This is a genomic window from Pseudoxanthomonas broegbernensis, from assembly GCF_014202435.1.
GTDB lineage: Bacteria > Pseudomonadota > Gammaproteobacteria > Xanthomonadales > Xanthomonadaceae > Pseudoxanthomonas > Pseudoxanthomonas broegbernensis.
On the sequence record NZ_JACHGU010000001.1, the window covers coordinates 570,792 to 585,940 of the forward strand.

The window sequence follows — 15,149 nt, forward strand, 5'->3', positions numbered from 1 at the left end:
GTAGCGGGCGCGGGCGCGGCGGGATCGCGGCGGTTGCAGTGCAGCCGTGCCGCCAAAGGCGGGGCATGCCGACTCCGGGAGGAGCCGCGCCGGGCTTCCGCCATCGCCTGCGGCGGGATGCACCGGCACAATAGCCCGGTGGCGGCACGGCCACGCGACGAATTCGGCAGAGGCATCCATGGCAGACATTCCTCCCTTCCGCATCGGCCAGGGGTTCGACGTCCACATCTTCGGCGAGGGCGACCACATCATGCTCGGCGGGGTGCGCGTGCCGCACGACTGCGGCGTGGTGGCGCACAGCGATGGCGACGTGGCGCTGCATGCGCTGTGCGATGCGGTCCTCGGTGCGCTGGCGCTGGGCGACATCGGCGTGCATTTCCCGCCCACGGATGCGCGCTGGAAGGGCGCGGACAGCCTGGAGCTGCTGCGCCACTGCGTCGGGCTGGCGGCCGGTCGCGGCTGGCGCCTGGGCAACGCCGACGTGACCGTGATCTGCGAGCGGCCGAAGGTCGGCCCGCATGCGGCGGCCATGCGTGAACGGATCGCGGACGCCTGCGGGGTGGCGGTCGATGCGGTGGGGGTCAAGGCCACCACCAGCGAGAAGCTGGGCTTCACCGGGCGCGGCGAGGGCATCGCCGCGCAGGCGGTGGCGCTGATGGTGCGCGCATGAGCGCCGCCGCGGGACGGTGCCCGGCGTTCGGCGCCCCGGTGCTGTCGGCGCGGATGCGGGTGAGCGTGGAGGATTTCCGGGTCGAGGAAATCGACGGCTTCGAAGCGGGCGGCGAGGGCGAGCACCTGCTGCTGGCCGTGGAGAAGCGCGGGATGAACACGGTCTTCGCCGCGCGTGCGATCGCGCGCTGGGCCGGCGTGCCGGACCATGCCGTGGGCTATGCCGGGCTCAAGGACCGGCATGCGGTCGCCCGCCAGCGCTTCAGCGTGCACCTGCCGGGCCGGGAGCCGCCGGACGTGGCGGCGCTGGAGCAGGACGGCCTGCGCGTGCTGGCCCGGTCCCGGCATCGCCGCAAGCTGCCGCGCGGGGCGCTGGCCGGCAACCGGTTCGTGCTGACGTTGCGCGAGGTGGAAGGCATGCGCGATGCGATCGAGGCGCGGCTGGCGGCGATCGCCGCGCGTGGCGTGCCCAACCTGTTCGGCGAGCAGCGCTTCGGCCGCGGCGGCGGCAACGTCGGCAAGGCCTTGGCGATGTTCGCCCAGGGAGGGCGCGGCAAGCGGCCCGGCCGCGAGCAGCGTTCGATGCTGCTGTCGGCGGCGCGGTCGGTCCTGTTCAACCGGGCGCTGGCGGTGCGCGTGGCCGATGGCCACTGGGAGCGCGGGCTCGAGGGCGAGGTCTGGCTGCTGGCGGGCAGCCGCAGCGTGTTCGGGCCGGAGCCGTGGAGCGAGGCGCTGCAGGCCCGGCTGGAAGCGTTCGACATCCACCCCAGCGGCCCGCTATGGGGGCGTGGCGAACTGCGCAGCGAAGGCGCGTGCCGCGAACTGGAGCTGGCGGCGCTGGCCGACGCCGAGTCGCTGGCGCTGCGCGATGGCCTGGAGTGTGCGGGGCTGGAACAGGAGCGCCGTGCGCTGCGGGTGCGGCCGGAGGGGCTGGCCTGGGAGTGGCCGGAAGCGGGCAGCCTGCGGCTGGCCTTCGCGCTGCCGCCGGGCAGCTATGCCACGGCGGTGCTGGACCAGTTGGGCGAGGTGGTTGACGCGGCCGATGCAGATGCATCGGGCCTGGCGCCCGCTTAAGCGGGCCGGCTGCGCGCGGCCGGCCCCCGCCGTCCTCGCGGGCATCTTCCTGTAGAAGCCGACTTCGGCTGGCGATCCGGCACCGGATTCCGGAATGACCGCACGCCGGTCGCCGGCCCTGCCCGGCCCCTACAAGCGGCCCGCAATCGCCCGGCCCTTCGACCGTCCGCGCCGAGGGGCGGCGCGGACGATGCCGGTCAGAAGCCGCCGCCGAAGGTGAACTGCAGGCGCTCGATCTCGTCGCCTTCCTTCTTCTTGAACGGGTAGGCATAGCTGATCGAGATCGGGCCGACCGGGGCGCGCCACAGCAGGGCCACGCCGGCCGAGGCGCGCAGTTCGCCGGCATCGAAGTCGTCGGTGCCGGAGTAGACGTTGCCGAAGTCGACGAAGGCCGACACGCGCGCGGCCTTGCTGTCGAACAGCTTGGGGAACACCATCTCGATCTGGCCGACGGTCTTGAGCGAGCCGCCCAGCGGCTGGCCGCGGTAGCCGCCCAGCGCTTCGGAACGCGGGCCCAGGGTGTTGTCGCGGAAGCCGCGCACCGAGCGCGTGCCGCCGGCGTAGAAGTTCTCGAAGAACGGCAGGCCCGTGGCGGTGACCGTCCGCGTGTAGTCCGGCGAGGTGGTCAGGCAGGGATTGCTGGCGCCCGGGGTCGGGTTTTCCTGGGTGGGCATGGTCCAGCAGATGTCGCGGACGATGTCGTTGCCGTAGCTGTCGCCGTAGCCCAGGTCCAGGCCGGTGCGCAGCACGAACGCCGGGCTGAGCCGCCAGTACCTGGAGACTTCGTAGTTGAGCTTGTAGTACTCCACCGTGGAGCCGGGCAGGGTGGTCTCCAGGCCCACGCGCTGGTACGTGCCGCGGGTGGGCATGAAGAAGTCGTTGCGGGTGTCGCGCGCCCAGCCCAGCTCGCTGCGCCAGGCGTGGAAGGTGCGCCGGCCGATCGCGTGGACGTAGTCGACGATCGCCGCCGGCGTGTAGCCCGAGTAGGTCTGGATCTGGTTGCTGTCGATGCCGAACAGCAGCGAGATGGTGCTGTTCTCGGTGATCGGCAGGCCCAGCACGGCCTGCGCGGCGGCGTTGGTGCTGTTGTACTGGGCGGTGTTGAAGTCCGAGTAGTCCAGCTCGCGCCACCACAGGTTGTAGCCCAGCGACATGCCCTCGTCGGTGAAGAACGGGTTGATGTAGGAGAAGGCGTAGCGCTGCAGGTAGTCGCTGCGCTGCGCCTCCACCGAGACCCGGTTGCCGCCGCCGAGGAAGTTGTTCTGCGAGAGCTGGATCGAGGTGGTCATGCCGGCCAACTGCGAGTAGCCCAGGCCGAACACGAAGCTGCCGGAGGTGGTCTCCTTGACGTTGTAGACCACGTCCACCTGGTCGCCGGTGCCGGGCACGGCCGGCGTCTCCACTTCCACCGTCTCGAAGTAGCCCAGGCGCTGCAGGCGGATCTTGGAGCGGTCGATGGCCGCCTGCGAGTACCAACTGTTCTCGAACTGGCGCATCTCGCGGCGCAGCACCTCGTCGGAGGTGCGGGTGTTGCCCTTGAACAGGATCCGGCGCACGTTCACGCGCGGGCCGGGCAGCACCTGCAGGTTGATCGCGACGGTGCGGTCCTCCCGGTTGGGGGTGGGCACCGGATTGACCCGGGCGAAGGCGTAGCCGATGTTGCTGAGGGTGTTGGTGATCCCGTCGGAGGTGATTTCCAGCAGCGCGCGCGAGAACGTGTTGCCGGGCTTGGGGATGACCATCCGCTCGACCTGCTCCTGCGGCAGGATGGTGTCGCCGGTCACCTTGATCTCGGAGATCGTGTAGATCTCGCCCTCGGTGATGCTGGCGGTGAGGTACATGTCCCGCTTGTCGGGGCTGATCGAGACCTGGGTGGAGTCGATGTTGAAGTCGATGTAGCCGCGGTCCAGGTACCAGGAGTTGAGCTTCTCCATGTCGCCGGAGAGCTTCTCCTTGGAGTACTGGTCATCGCGCCGGTACCAGGACATCCAGGTGCTGGCGCGCGACTCCCAGGTGTCGAGGATGTCCTCGTTCTGGAAGTTCTCGCTACCGATCAGGTTGACGTGGCGGATCTTGGCCGCCTTGCCTTCCTTGATGTCGATGGTCACGTCCACGCGGTTGCGGTCCAGTTGGCTGACGCTGGGCGTGATCTGGACGTTGTACTTGCCGCGGTTGTTGTACTGGCGGTTCAGCTCCTGGGTCACCCGGTCCAGGCTCAGGCGGTCGAAGGTCTCGCCCTCGGCCAGGCCGATGTCCTGCAGGCCCTTGAGCAGGTCGTCGCTCTTGATGTCCTTGTTGCCGTTGACCGTGAGCTTGTTGATCGCCGGGCGCTCGACCACGGTCACCACCAGGATGTCGCCCTGGCGCTCCAGGCGCACGTCCTCGAAGAAGCCGGTGCGGTACAGCGCGCGGATGGTGTCGCCGGCCTCCACCTGGTTCATGACCTCGCCGCGTTCCACCGGCAGGTAGGTGAACACGGTGCCGGCGGCGATGCGCTGCAGGCCGTCGATACGGATGTCGCGGACGGTGAACGGCTCCACCGTTTGCGCCAGCGCCGGCAGGCCATAGGTCGAGGCCAGCGTCGAGGCGAGGGCGAGGGCCAGCAGGCGGCGAACGGGGAATCGCGTCATGTCACATCCGGTGGAGGAGCTTTGGGGCAGGTGGGGCGGGCTGGAGCCGGGAGTGGAGTGTGTCATCGCGGCAGCAAGCCCAGTATGTCGTTGTAGAAGGCCAGTCCCATCAGCCCGGCCAGCAACGCCAGGCCTACGTACTGCCCGGCGGCCATCGCGCGTTCGCTCAGCGGGCTGCCCTTGACCAACTCGATAAGGTAATACAGCAGGTGACCGCCGTCCAAGATCGGGATGGGCAGCAGGTTGATGATGGCCAGGCTCAGCGACAGCAGGGCCAGGAAATACAGGAACCAGTCGGCGCCGCGCTTGGCCGAGGCGTTGGCGGCCCGGGCGATGGTCACCGGGCCGGACAGGTTGTCCCTGACCGAGGCGTCGCCGGTCAGCATCCGCCGGATCATCCCCAGCGAGTCGGAGGCCAGCCGGCCGGTCTCGCGCAGCGCGGCCGGGATCGCGGCCACGGGGCCGAAGCGCTGCACGGCGTCGTACTCGGGCGCCTGCGGGGCGGACATGGCGATGCCCAGTTCCCAGGTGCCGGCGCGGCGGGGGTCGGTGCTGGGCCGCGGCCGCAGCTCCAGGGCCAGGCGCTCGCCCGCGCGCTCCACCTCGACCATGCCCTCGCCGCCGCGCTCGCCCAGGGCCTGGACCAGCGGGGCGACCCGGTCGGCCGCGTCCACGCGCTGGCCGTCGATGGCCAGGATCAGGTCGCCCGGCAGCAGCACGCCGGCGGCGGCGGCGTCCTCGCGCACGCTGTCGACCAGCGCCGGGGCCAGCAGGAAACGCCAGGCGAAGCCGGCCTGCTCGGGGATGCGGCGCTCGTCCAGGCCGGCCGGCAACCGTGACAGGCGCAGGGTGCGCACCGCCTCGCGGCCGGCGGCGTCCTCGCTGCGGACCTGGATGTCGCGGCGGTCCAGCGCCGGCGCGGCCATCGCCATGGCGACCTCGGTCCAGGTGGCGACCGGGCGGCCGGCGATCTCGACCAGACGGTCGCCCGGCTGGAAGCCGGCCTCGGCCGCGATGCCGGCGCTGCGCCCGACCACCGGGGCGTAGTCCTGGCGGCCGACGATGAACATCGCCCACAGCAGCGCCACGCACAGCAGCAGGTTGGCGGCCGGCCCGGCGACGACGATGGCGATGCGGCGCCATACGTTCTGGCGGTTGAACGCATGCGCCTGGCGGTGGGCCGGCACGTCGGCCTCGCGCTCGTCGAGCATCTTCACGTAGCCGCCCAGGGGGATGGCGGCGATGGCGAACTCGGTGCCGGCGCGGTTGCGGCGCGACCACAGCGGGCGCCCGAAGCCGATCGAGAAGCGCAGCACGTCCACGCCGCAGCGGCGGGCGACCCAGTAATGGCCGTACTCGTGGAAGGTGACCAGCAGGCCCAGGCTCACCGCCAGCCACCAGATGGAACCGATGAGATCAGCCATGGCCGGTGGAGTCCGTTCGGGCGGTGGCGCTCATGCAGCGGGGCTCCCAGGGGGGGACGAATCGATCCGGTGGCGGGTACGCCGGCGTGCGTCCGCGTCCGCCGCCAGCAGCGCCTCCAGCGAATCGGCCGGTGCGGCGGGCAGGGCGGCGAGGGCGTCCTCGACCAGCTCAGGGATGGCTAGGAAACCGATCCGGCCCTGAAGAAAGGCTGAAACCGCTTCCTCGTTGGCCGCGTTGAGCACCGCCGGGGCGGTGCCGCCGGCCGCCAGGGCCTCGCCGGCCAGGCGCAGGCAGGGGAAGGCGTCCAGGTCCGGAGCCTCGAATTCGAGCCGCCCCTGGGCCAGCAGGTCCAGCCCGGTCACGCCCGAGTCGATCCGCTCCGGCCAGCCCAGGCCCACCGCCAGCGCGGTGCGCATGTCCGGCAGGCCGAGCTGGGCCAGGGTGGAGCCGTCCACGTACTCGACCAGCGCATGGACCAGGCTCTGCGGGTGCACCAGCACGCCGATGCGCGCCGGCGGCAGGCCGAACAGGTGGTGGGCCTCGATCACCTCCAGGCCCTTGTTCATCAGCGTGGCCGAGTCCACCGAGATCTTCGGGCCCATCGACCACTTCGGGTGCGCCACCGCCTGGGCCGGGGTGACCCGTGCCAGGCGAGCGCGGTCCCAGCCGCGGAACGGCCCGCCGGAGGCGGTCAGCACGATCCGGCGCACGTCGCCGGCGCGGCACGCCTGCAGGCACTGGAACACCGCGCTGTGCTCGCTGTCGATCGGCACCACCTGGGCGCCGGAACGGCGGGTGGCGGCCATCACCAACTCGCCGGCCAGCACCAGCGATTCCTTGTTGGCCAGCAGCAGGCGCTTGCCGGCGCGCGCGGCGGCCAGGGTCGAGCCCAGCCCGGCGGCGCCGACGATGGCGGCGACCACGGTGTCGCATTCCGGGCCGGCGGCCAGCGCCTGCAGCGCGTCCGGGCCGGCATGGGCATGGGTGGGCAGGCCGGCGTCGCGCAGGCCGTCGCGCAGGCGCGGCCAGGCGGCCGGATCGGCGACCGCCGCATGGTCCGGCCGATGGGTGATGCACAGCTTCACCAGGGCCTCGGCGTTGCTTCCCGCGGCCAGCACGCTGGCGCGCAAGCGCCCGCGGTGGCGGGCGATCACGTCCAGCGCCGAGGCGCCGATCGAGCCGGTGGCACCGAGCACGGCGACCTGGCGCATGTCCGCGGTGGGCTGCATGTCCAGTCTCAGAAACCGAGGATGTCCTTGCCGATGGCGAACACCGGCAAGGCGGCGAGCACGCCGTCGATGCGGTCGAGCACGCCGCCGTGGCCCGGGATCAGGTCGCCGGAATCCTTCACCCCGGCCTGGCGCTTGAGCAGGCTCTCGACCAGGTCGCCGACGATGGATGCCAGCACCGCGGCCACCGCGGCCAGCGCCAGCGCCGGCAGTTGGCCGGGGCCCGCACCGGCGAGGATGCCGAAGCCCACCGCGGCGGCCAGGCCCGCGGTCAGCCCGCCGAGTGCGCCCTCCACCGTCTTGTTCGGGCTGATGGTCGGCGCCAGCTTGCGCCGGCCCCAGCGCCGCCCGGCGAAATAGGCGCCCGAGTCGGCGGCCCAGACCAGCGCCAGCGCCGCCAGCAGCCAGCGATGCGCGCGCGGGTCGCCGCCGCCGGCCAGGGCGGCGAAGTTGTCCGAATGGATCAGGCACAGCGCGCACCAGGCCGAGACCGCGGCCAGGGTGCCGGCGCCCAGCTTGAAGGCGCGCGTCCAGGAGCGGTGGTTGCCGCTCACGCCCGGCCGCCACAGCCACAGCAGGGCCAGTGCCCAGCCCAGCACCCCGGCCAGGGTGGCGATCTGGAACAGCGCCGGGGAGAACCCGCTCTCGCCGCGTGAGGCCCAGACCAGCAGCACCATCAGCAGCAGGGTCAGCAGCAGCAGCACCGTGCGCGACAGGCTGTCGTCGATGCCGGCCAGCTTCAGCCACTCCCACAGGCCCGCCAGTACCACCGCCGCGGCCAGCGCGGCCATCCACGGAGTGGGCAGCAGGAGGATGGCCGCGATCGCGGCCGGCGCCATCATCAGCGCCGCGATGACGCGGGTACGGGTCATGCCGGGGTCTCCATGGCGGCGATCTGCGCGCTGGTCAGGCCGAAGCGGCGCTCGCGCCCGGCGTAGTCGTCCAGCGCGCGCTGCAGCAGCCCGGCGTCGACGTCGGGCCACAGCGTCTCGGTGAACCACAATTCGGTATAGGCCAGTTGCCAGAGCAGGAAGTTGCTGATCCGGCAGTCGCCGCCGGTGCGGATGAACAGGTCCGGCGGCGGCAGGTCGGCCAGGGCCACGTGCGCGGCCACGGCGGCCTGGTCGATGCGCTCAGGATCCAGGCGGCCGGCGGCGGCCTCGCGGGCCAGCGCCCGGGCCGCGGCGGCGATGTCCTGGCGTCCGCCGTAGCTGGCGGCGATGTTCAGGTGCAGGCGCCCGTTGCCGGCGGTCTGCGCCTCGGCCGTGGCCATGCGCGCGCGGATCGGGTCGACGAAGCGCTCGCGCTCGCCGATGAAGCGCACCCGCACGCCGCGCCGGTGCAGTTCGTCGACCTCGCGTTCCAGCGCGTTGAGGAACAGCTTCATCAGCGCGCCCACTTCCTCTTCCGGCCGGCCCCAGTTCTCGCTGGAGAAGGCGAACAGGGTCAGCGCGCCGATGCCGCGCTGCAGGCAGAAGTCGATGGTCAGGTTGACCGCGCGGGCGCCGGCGCGGTGCCCGACCACGCGCGGCCTGCGCCGCTGCTGTGCCCAGCGGCCGTTGCCATCCATGACGATGGCCAGGTGCTGCGGGACTGCGGGGCGGGCGGGGGCGGGCATGGCCGTCATGCGCAGGACTGACCGCTTCAGACCGCCATCAGTTCCTGTTCCTTGGCCTTGACCACCTCGTCCACGTCCTTGATCGCCTTGTCGGTGATCTTCTGGATCTCGTCCTCGGTACGGCGGACCTCGTCCTCGGTGACCTGCTTTTCCTTGAGCAGGTCCTTGACCTGCTGGTTGGCGTCGCGGCGGACGTTGCGGACGGCGACCTTGGCGTCCTCGCCCTCGCTGTGCACGACCTTGGTCAGGTCGCGGCGGCGCTCCTCGGTCAGGGCCGGCAGGTTGAGGCGGATGGTGGTGCCGGCGGTGTTCGGGGTCAGGCCCAGGTCCGAGGCCAGGATCGCTTTCTCGACCGGGCCGACCATGCTCTTGTCCCACGGGGTGATGACCAGCGAGCGGGCGTCGGAGACGGCCACCGCCGCCACCTGCGACAACGGCACCTCGCTGCCGTACGCGCTGACCCGGATCGTCTCGACCAGGCCGGTGGAGGCGCGACCGGTGCGGATCTTGACCAGGTTGTGGCGCAGAGCCTCGATGCTCTTGGCCATGCGGGCCTGCGCGTCTTGCTTGATTTGGTTGAGCATCGCCGTGGCTTCCATCTTTTCGCCTGAATCGGCCGATTATACGGATATTGCCGGGTGCGGCCCGCCGCGCCGTGCCCGGGACGACGCCGGCGGGAAAGGCGGAAAGGGCTTCGCCGCCGCCCGCAGGCGCGGCCGGGCGGGAGCGCGTATGCCGGGCGCCGGGGGCGCCGGGGGCGCCGTCAGTGGCGGCCGCGGACCAGGGTGCCGATGTTGGCGCCCTGCAGGATGCGCATCAGGTTGCCCGGCACCGAGACGTCGTAGACCCGCAGCGGGATGCCATGGTCGCGGCACAGGGCGAAGGCGGCGGTGTCCATCACCTGCAGGCCGCGGGCGATGACCTCGTCGTGGTCCAGTTCCTCGAAGCGCACCGCGTCGGGGAACTTCTTCGGGTCGCGGTCGTAGACGCCGTCGACCTTGGTCGCCTTGAGCAGCAGGTCGGCGTCGATCTCGATCGCGCGCAGGGCGGCGGCCGAGTCGGTGGTGAAGAAGGGGTTGCCGGTGCCGGCGGCGAAGATCGCGATGCGGCCCTTCTCCAGGTGGCGCACGGCGCGGCGGCGGATGTAGTCCTCGCACACGTCGTTGATCTTGATCGCGCTCATCACCCGGACCTTGCCGCCCAGCTTCTCCAGCGCGTCCTGCATGGCCAGCGCGTTGATCACCGTGGCCAGCATGCCCATCTGATCGCCGGTCACCCGGTCCATGCCGCCGGCGGCCAGGCCGGCGCCGCGGAAGATGTTGCCGCCGCCGATCACCAGGGCGATCTCCGCGCCGGCCTCGCGCGCCTCGATCACCTCGCCGGCGACGCGGCCGATCACCCCCGGGTCGATGCCGTAGTCCTCGGCCCCCATCAACGCCTCGCCCGAGAGTTTCAGCAAGACGCGGCGGTGGGCGAGCTGGGACATGTGGGGCCTCTGCGGGTGCGGAAAACCTGCGAATTCTAGCGGAAACCGCCTGCGTCCGCGCCGCCGGGCGCGCGGCGGCGCCGGTGCCGCCTCACTGCCCGTGCTGGCTGACCCGGTTGCGGCCCTCGCGCTTGGCGCCGTAGAGGGCGTCGTCGGCCGCCTGCAGCAGGCTGCGCGCATCGCTGAACTCGTTGGCCGCGCTGTCGTGGGTGGCCACGCCGGCGGAGAAGGTCACGTACAGCGACTGGCCGTCGACCACGGCCATCGGCAGGCGCGCCACCTCCTCCAGGATGCGCTGCAGCACGCGGGTGGCGGCGGCCTCGTTGGAGTGGCTGAGCACGACCAGGAACTCCTCGCCGCCGTAGCGGGCGATCAGGTCGGTGCTGCGCAGCATGCGCTGCAGGGTCTGGGCGAACTGGCGCAGCACCTGGTCGCCGACCAGGTGGCCGTGCTGGTCGTTGATGCGCTTGAAGTCGTCCAGGTCGACGAAGGCGATCGACAGCGGGTGCTGCAGGGCCACGGCGGTGGCGAACTCGCGCTCGAGCACCTCCTCCATCTGCAGGCGGTTGTAGACCCCGGTCAGCGGGTCGCGGCGCGACTGCTCGGTCAGCCGGCGCATGCGCTCCTCGGAGACCTGGGCGTCGTGGCGGGCCTGGGTGGCCTCCTGGATCTCGCGCAGGTTGCGCAGGATCAGCAGCTCCTTGGCGTGGTCGGAGATGGCCTGCAGGTGCTCGGGGCGGCTGATGCGCACCTCGAACAGGGCGCTGATCTCCGGCAGCGCGGCGGCGATCTGCACCAGCAGGTCGTCCAGCGCCTCGGTGCCGCGGCCGGTGCAGGCGCGCACCGGCGCCAGGGTGCGCTCGCGCAGGCGGCCATCCGGGTCGGCGGGCGCCAGCCACAGGTCGGCGACCACTCCGGAGGCGTGCACGCAGCGCTGGAAGGCGTCTTCCGGCGTCGATTCGCTGGCGGCAATGGCGTCGACCAGGTAGGAAGGCAGCCGCCACTGCCGCGCCAGCCAGGTGCCGACCTCGGCGTGGTCGGCGCCCAGCACCTCGCGCTCCAGCTCCAGCAGCGCGTCGTTGTCGGCGGCGCGGGCGCAAAGCGCGGCGTATTCGTCGGGCACCGCCTGCAGCAGCGCCAGGCGGCCGATGTCCTGCAGCAGGCCGGCCAGCATCAGGTCCTCGGCGCGCTGCACCCCGGCCGGGGTGCCCAGCAGGCGCGCGGCCAGCGCGGCCAGGACGCTGCGCCGCCACACGCGCTCCTGCTCGTGGGCGGTGCCGTTGTGCCCGCGCAGGCCCTGGACCAGCGAGAAGCCCAGGGCCAGGCTCAAGGTCGCGTTGAGGCCGAGCATGGTCATCGCCTGGGCGAGGTTGTCGACCCGGCGGCGGCCGGCGTACAGCGGGGAGTTGGCCACCCGCAGCAGGCGCGCGCTCAGCGCCGCGTCCATGCTGATGATGTGCGCGGTGGCGCCCAGGTCGGCGTTCGGATCCTGGGCCAGCTCGATGATCTGCAGCGCAACGCCGGGCGGCGAGGGCAGATTGCGGCAGTGCAGGAGGCTGGCTTCTAGTTCCGGTCGCATCACGCTGCGGGTCAGATCCGATGCCCGGAGTATGCAGGCAAATGCGTTGCGCGGTAAGCGCCCGCCGCCATCGGCGCGGCGCGGTTTCCGTTTTCGGGGAAAGAGCGCCGGAAAAAGGAAAGCCGCGGCGGGCCGCGGCTTTCCGGATGACATCCGCGCGGCGGGCGCGCGGATCAGGCCAGGCCGGCCTGCTTCATCACCTCGGAGGCGAAATCGTCCTCCTTCTTCTCGATGCCCTCGCCCACGGCCAGGCGGTCGAAGCGCACGACCTCGGCGCCGGCCGCCTTCAGCGCGGCCTCGACGGTCTGGTTGGTGTCCAGCACGTAGGGCTGGCCGTACAGGGTGACCTCGTTGACGATCTTGGCGATCTTGCCGGAGATGATCTTCTCCAGGATGTCGGCCGGCTTGGCCTTGTCCTTGTCGGACATCTTGGCCAGCTCGATCTCCTTCTCCTTGGCGATGAAGTCGGCGGGCACGTCGGAGGCCCTGACGTGCGGCGGGTTCATCGCCGCCACGTGCATGGCGATGCCGCGGGCCAGCTCGGCGTCGCCGCCCTTGAGCTCGACCAGCACGCCGATGCGGCCGCCATGGACGTAGGACGCCACGTTCTGCGCGCTGTCGATGCGCGCCAGGCGGCGCAACTGCACGTTCTCGCCGACCTTGGCGATGACCGCCGCGCGGGTTTCCTCAATGGTCTCGCCGGAGGCCAGTTTGGCCGACTTCAGCGCTTCGACGTCGGCGGCGCCGGAAGCCAGCGCGGCCTGGGCGACGGTATCGACGAACGCAAGGAAGTTGGCGTCCTTGGCCACGAAGTCGGTCTCGGAGTTGATCTCCACCAGCACGGCCTTGCCGCCGTCCTGGGCCACGGCGATACGGCCGTCGGCGGCGACCCGGCCGGCCTTCTTGTCGGCCTTGGCCAGGCCGGACTTGCGCAGCCACTCGGCGGCGGCGTCGATGTCGCCGTTGTTCTCGGTCAGTGCCTTCTTGCACTCCATCATGCCGGCGCCGGTGCGCTCGCGCAGTTCCTTGACCAGGGAAGCAGTGATTTCCACGGGAATACCTCGTTAATGGGATGAAGGTGGCTCCGCTGCGCGGAGCGGGGCGGGCGGTGTGCCGCGCGCGGGACGGCGCGCGGGGTCCGGCCCGGCCCGGAGCGGACGGGGGCGCTTGGCGCCGGCCGTGCGCGGGGGGAGGCGGCCGCGCGCGGCGGCCGCCGGGGCATCACTCGGCGGCGGGGGCGGCGACCTCGCCGTCCTCGGGCGCCTTCTTGGCCGCGGCCTTCTTGGCCGGTGCGCGGCGCGGGGCCTTGCCCTCGCCCTCGCCCTCGCCGAAATCGCTTTCGGTCACGTTGGCGGCGTGCGGGGCGGCGGCCTTGCCTTCCAGCACGGCGTCGGCGGCGGCGCGGGCGTAGAGCTGCACGGCGCGGATGGCGTCGTCGTTGCCGGGGATGGCGTAGTCGACCAGGGCCGGGTCGTAGTTGGTGTCGACCACCGCGATCACCGGGATGCCCAGCTTGCGGGCTTCCTTGATCGCGATGTCCTCGTGGCCGATGTCGATCACGAACAGGGCGTCGGGCAGGCGGTTCATGTCCTTGATGCCGCCCAGCGAGGCTTCGAGCTTGTCGCGCTCGCGGCGCAGGCCCAGCACTTCGTGCTTGACCAGCTTCTCGAAGGTGCCGTCGGTCTCGGCCGCTTCCAGTTCCTTCAGGCGCGCCACCGACTGCTTGACGGTGCGGAAGTTGGTCAGGGTGCCGCCCAGCCAGCGCTGGGTCATGTACGGCATGCCGCAGCGCTCGGCCTCTTCCTTCATGGCTTCGCGCGCGCTGCGCTTGGTGCCCAGGAACAGGATGGTGCCGCGCTTCTGGGCGATGGCCGAGATGAAGTTCATCGCGTCGGAGAACAGCGGGACGGTCTTCTCCAGGTTGATGATGTGGATCTTGCCGCGGGCGCCGAAGATGTACGGAGCCATCTTCGGGTTCCAGTATCGGGTCTGGTGGCCGAAGTGGACGCCGGCTTCCAGCATCTGGCGCATGGTGATCTGGGGCATTGCTTGAAACTCCTGGCGGTGGAACCGCGCCCGCGGCCGTTGCGTTCGGCGCCTGCGGGACGTGCGGCCATGGCGGCGCGCAGCGACGGTTCCGGGGTTGGGCCTCCCTGGCGCTTCCGTGTCCGAACCCGCTTCCAGAAACTGCGGGCACCCCGGCACGGGGGATGGCGTCAGGTGTGTATTCGCCGGACCGGGACGGACGCCCGGAACTCCGCGCCCGGCGTGGGCGGCCCCGGCGAGGGGGCGGGCAGAGCCGGGGGAGTATAGCGGCCGTGGCGGGTCGGGGGCAAAGCCCGGCGGCGCGGGCGATTCAGCGGCCGCCCAGGCGGTCCGGCGCCGGGACCAGGACCACCGGCCGGCCGTCGACGTCGGCCTGGAAGCGCCCATAGGGCGGGTCCCCGGCATCGGCGGGCATGGGCCAGTGCTTGTAGCGCCCGGCCAGGACGTAGCCGGCCAGGTTGGGTGCGAGCGGATGCACGCGCCCGCCGGCGCCGATGAAGGCCAGCTCGGCGATGCGGGCGTGGCGGTCGCCGGTGTTGTCCAGGCGCAGCATGCGCCGGCCGCCGGCATCGTCCTCGACCCGGGCGCTGAGCCGGGCGCCGAGGGGCGGGGCGGCGGTGGGCACGAAGACCGGGAGGGAATAGCGCAGCAGCGGCGTTGCCGGGGCATCGGCCGGCGGGGCGGCGGCCGGCAGTTCGTCCACCACCAGGCGGTAGCTGGACTCCACCGCCGGGTCGAGGTCGGTCAGTCTCAGCACCCGCACCAGTTGTCGTTGTTGCGGCGGGATTTCCAGCAATGGCGGGCTCACCGCCAGGTCGCGGGTGGGGGCCAGCACCTCGCGCCCGTCCACCTGGGTCCAGGCGAAGATCCGCGCCTGCGCATGCATCGGTGCCTGGCCGGTGTTGCTCAGCCACAGGACCGCCGCCGCCTCGCCCGCCTGCAAAGTCAGCGACACCGGTGCGATGCGCAGGTCGCCGCCGGTCGCCGGAGCGGCGGCCAGGCACGTGGCCAGGGCCAGCAGCGATGCCAGGGATGCCGGCCATGCCATCGCCGCACGCGCCATCAGAACACGATGGTGGTGACCCGCGCGGGGTCCACCGGGCCACCGTCGGGCACCGGCATCCGCGCCGGATCGCCATCCGAAGTGGCGGTCGTGGGGACCGGTGCCGCATCCGGGGCCGCCGCGGGGGCGACGAGATAGGGCGTTCCCGCGGAGCAGGCGACGCTCGGGGCGGCGCCGGCGGACGTGCGCACGTCGCAGCGGTCCAGCAGGGTGATGCCCACCCGGACGGTCCGGCTGCTGGATGCCTCGACACCGGCCATCCCGAGCAGCAGGAGGGCCAGGACCAGGGGCTTGCACGCGCGCATCGGCGAGTTCCTCGGCCGGTCGGGG

General features: G+C 71.9%; 14 protein-coding genes. 2 read left to right on the forward strand and 12 right to left on the reverse strand.

Going from position 1 to position 15,149, the window contains the following annotated elements; genetic code table 11:
- The first annotated feature begins 178 nt into the window (after positions 1–178).
- Both ispF and truD read left to right on the forward strand, forming a co-directional pair.
- Positions 179–670 carry a 2-C-methyl-D-erythritol 2,4-cyclodiphosphate synthase gene (gene ispF, locus HNR76_RS02485; RefSeq protein WP_162311085.1) on the forward strand — a complete coding sequence of 164 codons (492 nt, stop codon included), beginning with the start codon at positions 179–181 and terminating at the stop codon, positions 668–670.
- Positions 667–1,743 (forward strand): tRNA pseudouridine(13) synthase TruD, encoded by a 1,077-nt coding sequence (gene truD / locus HNR76_RS02490; RefSeq protein ID WP_162311086.1) that lies wholly within the window; start codon positions 667–669, stop codon positions 1,741–1,743. The genes ispF and truD overlap by 4 nt, the downstream gene beginning before the upstream one ends.
- A gap of 197 nt (positions 1,744–1,940) precedes the next feature.
- Here truD and bamA read toward each other — a convergent pair whose 3' ends face one another.
- From bamA to HNR76_RS02550, 12 genes are all read right to left on the reverse strand, one after another.
- Positions 1,941–4,373: an outer membrane protein assembly factor BamA gene (gene bamA / locus HNR76_RS02495; protein WP_162311087.1), complete on the reverse strand. Its 2,433-nt coding sequence runs from the start codon at positions 4,371–4,373 to the stop codon at positions 1,941–1,943.
- Positions 4,374–4,435: 62 nt separating this feature from the next.
- Complete coding sequence (rseP, locus tag HNR76_RS02500; protein WP_162311088.1) at positions 4,436–5,797, reverse strand: RIP metalloprotease RseP; 1,362 nt, start codon at positions 5,795–5,797, stop codon at positions 4,436–4,438.
- A 30-nt stretch (positions 5,798–5,827) separates the two neighbouring features.
- Complete coding sequence (locus tag HNR76_RS02505; RefSeq protein ID WP_162311089.1) at positions 5,828–7,027, reverse strand: 1-deoxy-D-xylulose-5-phosphate reductoisomerase; 1,200 nt, start codon at positions 7,025–7,027, stop codon at positions 5,828–5,830.
- 8 nt (positions 7,028–7,035) lie between these two features.
- Positions 7,036–7,899, reverse strand: a complete 864-nt coding sequence (locus HNR76_RS02510; RefSeq protein ID WP_162311090.1) for a phosphatidate cytidylyltransferase — start codon at positions 7,897–7,899, stop codon at positions 7,036–7,038.
- Positions 7,896–8,645, reverse strand: a complete 750-nt coding sequence (gene uppS, locus HNR76_RS02515) for a polyprenyl diphosphate synthase (protein ID WP_425501793.1) — start codon at positions 8,643–8,645, stop codon at positions 7,896–7,898. Before uppS ends, HNR76_RS02510 begins: the two co-directional genes overlap by 4 nt.
- A gap of 26 nt (positions 8,646–8,671) precedes the next feature.
- Entirely contained in the window at positions 8,672–9,229 is a 558-nt protein-coding gene (gene frr, locus HNR76_RS02520) for a ribosome recycling factor (RefSeq protein ID WP_162311092.1), read from the reverse strand.
- 179 nt (positions 9,230–9,408) lie between these two features.
- Positions 9,409–10,131, reverse strand: a complete 723-nt coding sequence (gene pyrH, locus HNR76_RS02525; protein WP_162311093.1) for a UMP kinase — start codon at positions 10,129–10,131, stop codon at positions 9,409–9,411.
- Positions 10,132–10,222: 91 nt separating this feature from the next.
- Positions 10,223–11,710 (reverse strand): GGDEF domain-containing protein, encoded by a 1,488-nt coding sequence (locus HNR76_RS02530; RefSeq protein WP_162311094.1) that lies wholly within the window; start codon positions 11,708–11,710, stop codon positions 10,223–10,225.
- A gap of 173 nt (positions 11,711–11,883) precedes the next feature.
- Positions 11,884–12,762: a translation elongation factor Ts gene (tsf, locus tag HNR76_RS02535; RefSeq protein ID WP_162311095.1), complete on the reverse strand. Its 879-nt coding sequence runs from the start codon at positions 12,760–12,762 to the stop codon at positions 11,884–11,886.
- Between the two features lie 169 nt (positions 12,763–12,931).
- Positions 12,932–13,756: a 30S ribosomal protein S2 gene (gene rpsB / locus HNR76_RS02540; protein ID WP_162311096.1), complete on the reverse strand. Its 825-nt coding sequence runs from the start codon at positions 13,754–13,756 to the stop codon at positions 12,932–12,934.
- A gap of 310 nt (positions 13,757–14,066) precedes the next feature.
- A complete protein-coding gene (locus HNR76_RS02545; RefSeq protein WP_162311097.1) occupies positions 14,067–14,804 on the reverse strand; it encodes a fimbrial biogenesis chaperone in 738 nt (245 codons plus the stop codon).
- Positions 14,805–14,818: 14 nt separating this feature from the next.
- Positions 14,819–15,124 (reverse strand): hypothetical protein, encoded by a 306-nt coding sequence (locus tag HNR76_RS02550; protein ID WP_162311098.1) that lies wholly within the window; start codon positions 15,122–15,124, stop codon positions 14,819–14,821.
- Between the last annotated feature and the right edge of the window lie 25 nt (positions 15,125–15,149).

What these genes read in the sequence shown, in the direction of transcription:
- ispF (WP_162311085.1), top strand. Translation starts at nt 179, where the DNA reads ATGGCAGACATTCCTCCCTTCCGCATCGGCCAGGGGTTCGACGTCCAC.
- truD (WP_162311086.1), top strand. Translation starts at nt 667, where the DNA reads ATGAGCGCCGCCGCGGGACGGTGCCCGGCGTTCGGCGCCCCGGTGCTG.
- bamA (WP_162311087.1), bottom strand. Translation starts at nt 4,373, where the DNA reads ATGACGCGATTCCCCGTTCGCCGCCTGCTGGCCCTCGCCCTCGCCTCG.
- rseP (WP_162311088.1), bottom strand. Translation starts at nt 5,797, where the DNA reads ATGGCTGATCTCATCGGTTCCATCTGGTGGCTGGCGGTGAGCCTGGGC.
- HNR76_RS02505 (WP_162311089.1), bottom strand. Translation starts at nt 7,027, where the DNA reads ATGCAGCCCACCGCGGACATGCGCCAGGTCGCCGTGCTCGGTGCCACC.
- HNR76_RS02510 (WP_162311090.1), bottom strand. Translation starts at nt 7,899, where the DNA reads ATGACCCGTACCCGCGTCATCGCGGCGCTGATGATGGCGCCGGCCGCG.
- uppS (WP_425501793.1), bottom strand. Translation starts at nt 8,645, where the DNA reads ATGCCCGCCCCCGCCCGCCCCGCAGTCCCGCAGCACCTGGCCATCGTC.
- frr (WP_162311092.1), bottom strand. Translation starts at nt 9,229, where the DNA reads ATGCTCAACCAAATCAAGCAAGACGCGCAGGCCCGCATGGCCAAGAGC.
- pyrH (WP_162311093.1), bottom strand. Translation starts at nt 10,131, where the DNA reads ATGTCCCAGCTCGCCCACCGCCGCGTCTTGCTGAAACTCTCGGGCGAG.
- HNR76_RS02530 (WP_162311094.1), bottom strand. Translation starts at nt 11,710, where the DNA reads ATGCGACCGGAACTAGAAGCCAGCCTCCTGCACTGCCGCAATCTGCCC.
- rpsB (WP_162311096.1), bottom strand. Translation starts at nt 13,756, where the DNA reads ATGCCCCAGATCACCATGCGCCAGATGCTGGAAGCCGGCGTCCACTTC.
- HNR76_RS02545 (WP_162311097.1), bottom strand. Translation starts at nt 14,804, where the DNA reads ATGGCATGGCCGGCATCCCTGGCATCGCTGCTGGCCCTGGCCACGTGC.
- HNR76_RS02550 (WP_162311098.1), bottom strand. Translation starts at nt 15,124, where the DNA reads ATGCGCGCGTGCAAGCCCCTGGTCCTGGCCCTCCTGCTGCTCGGGATG.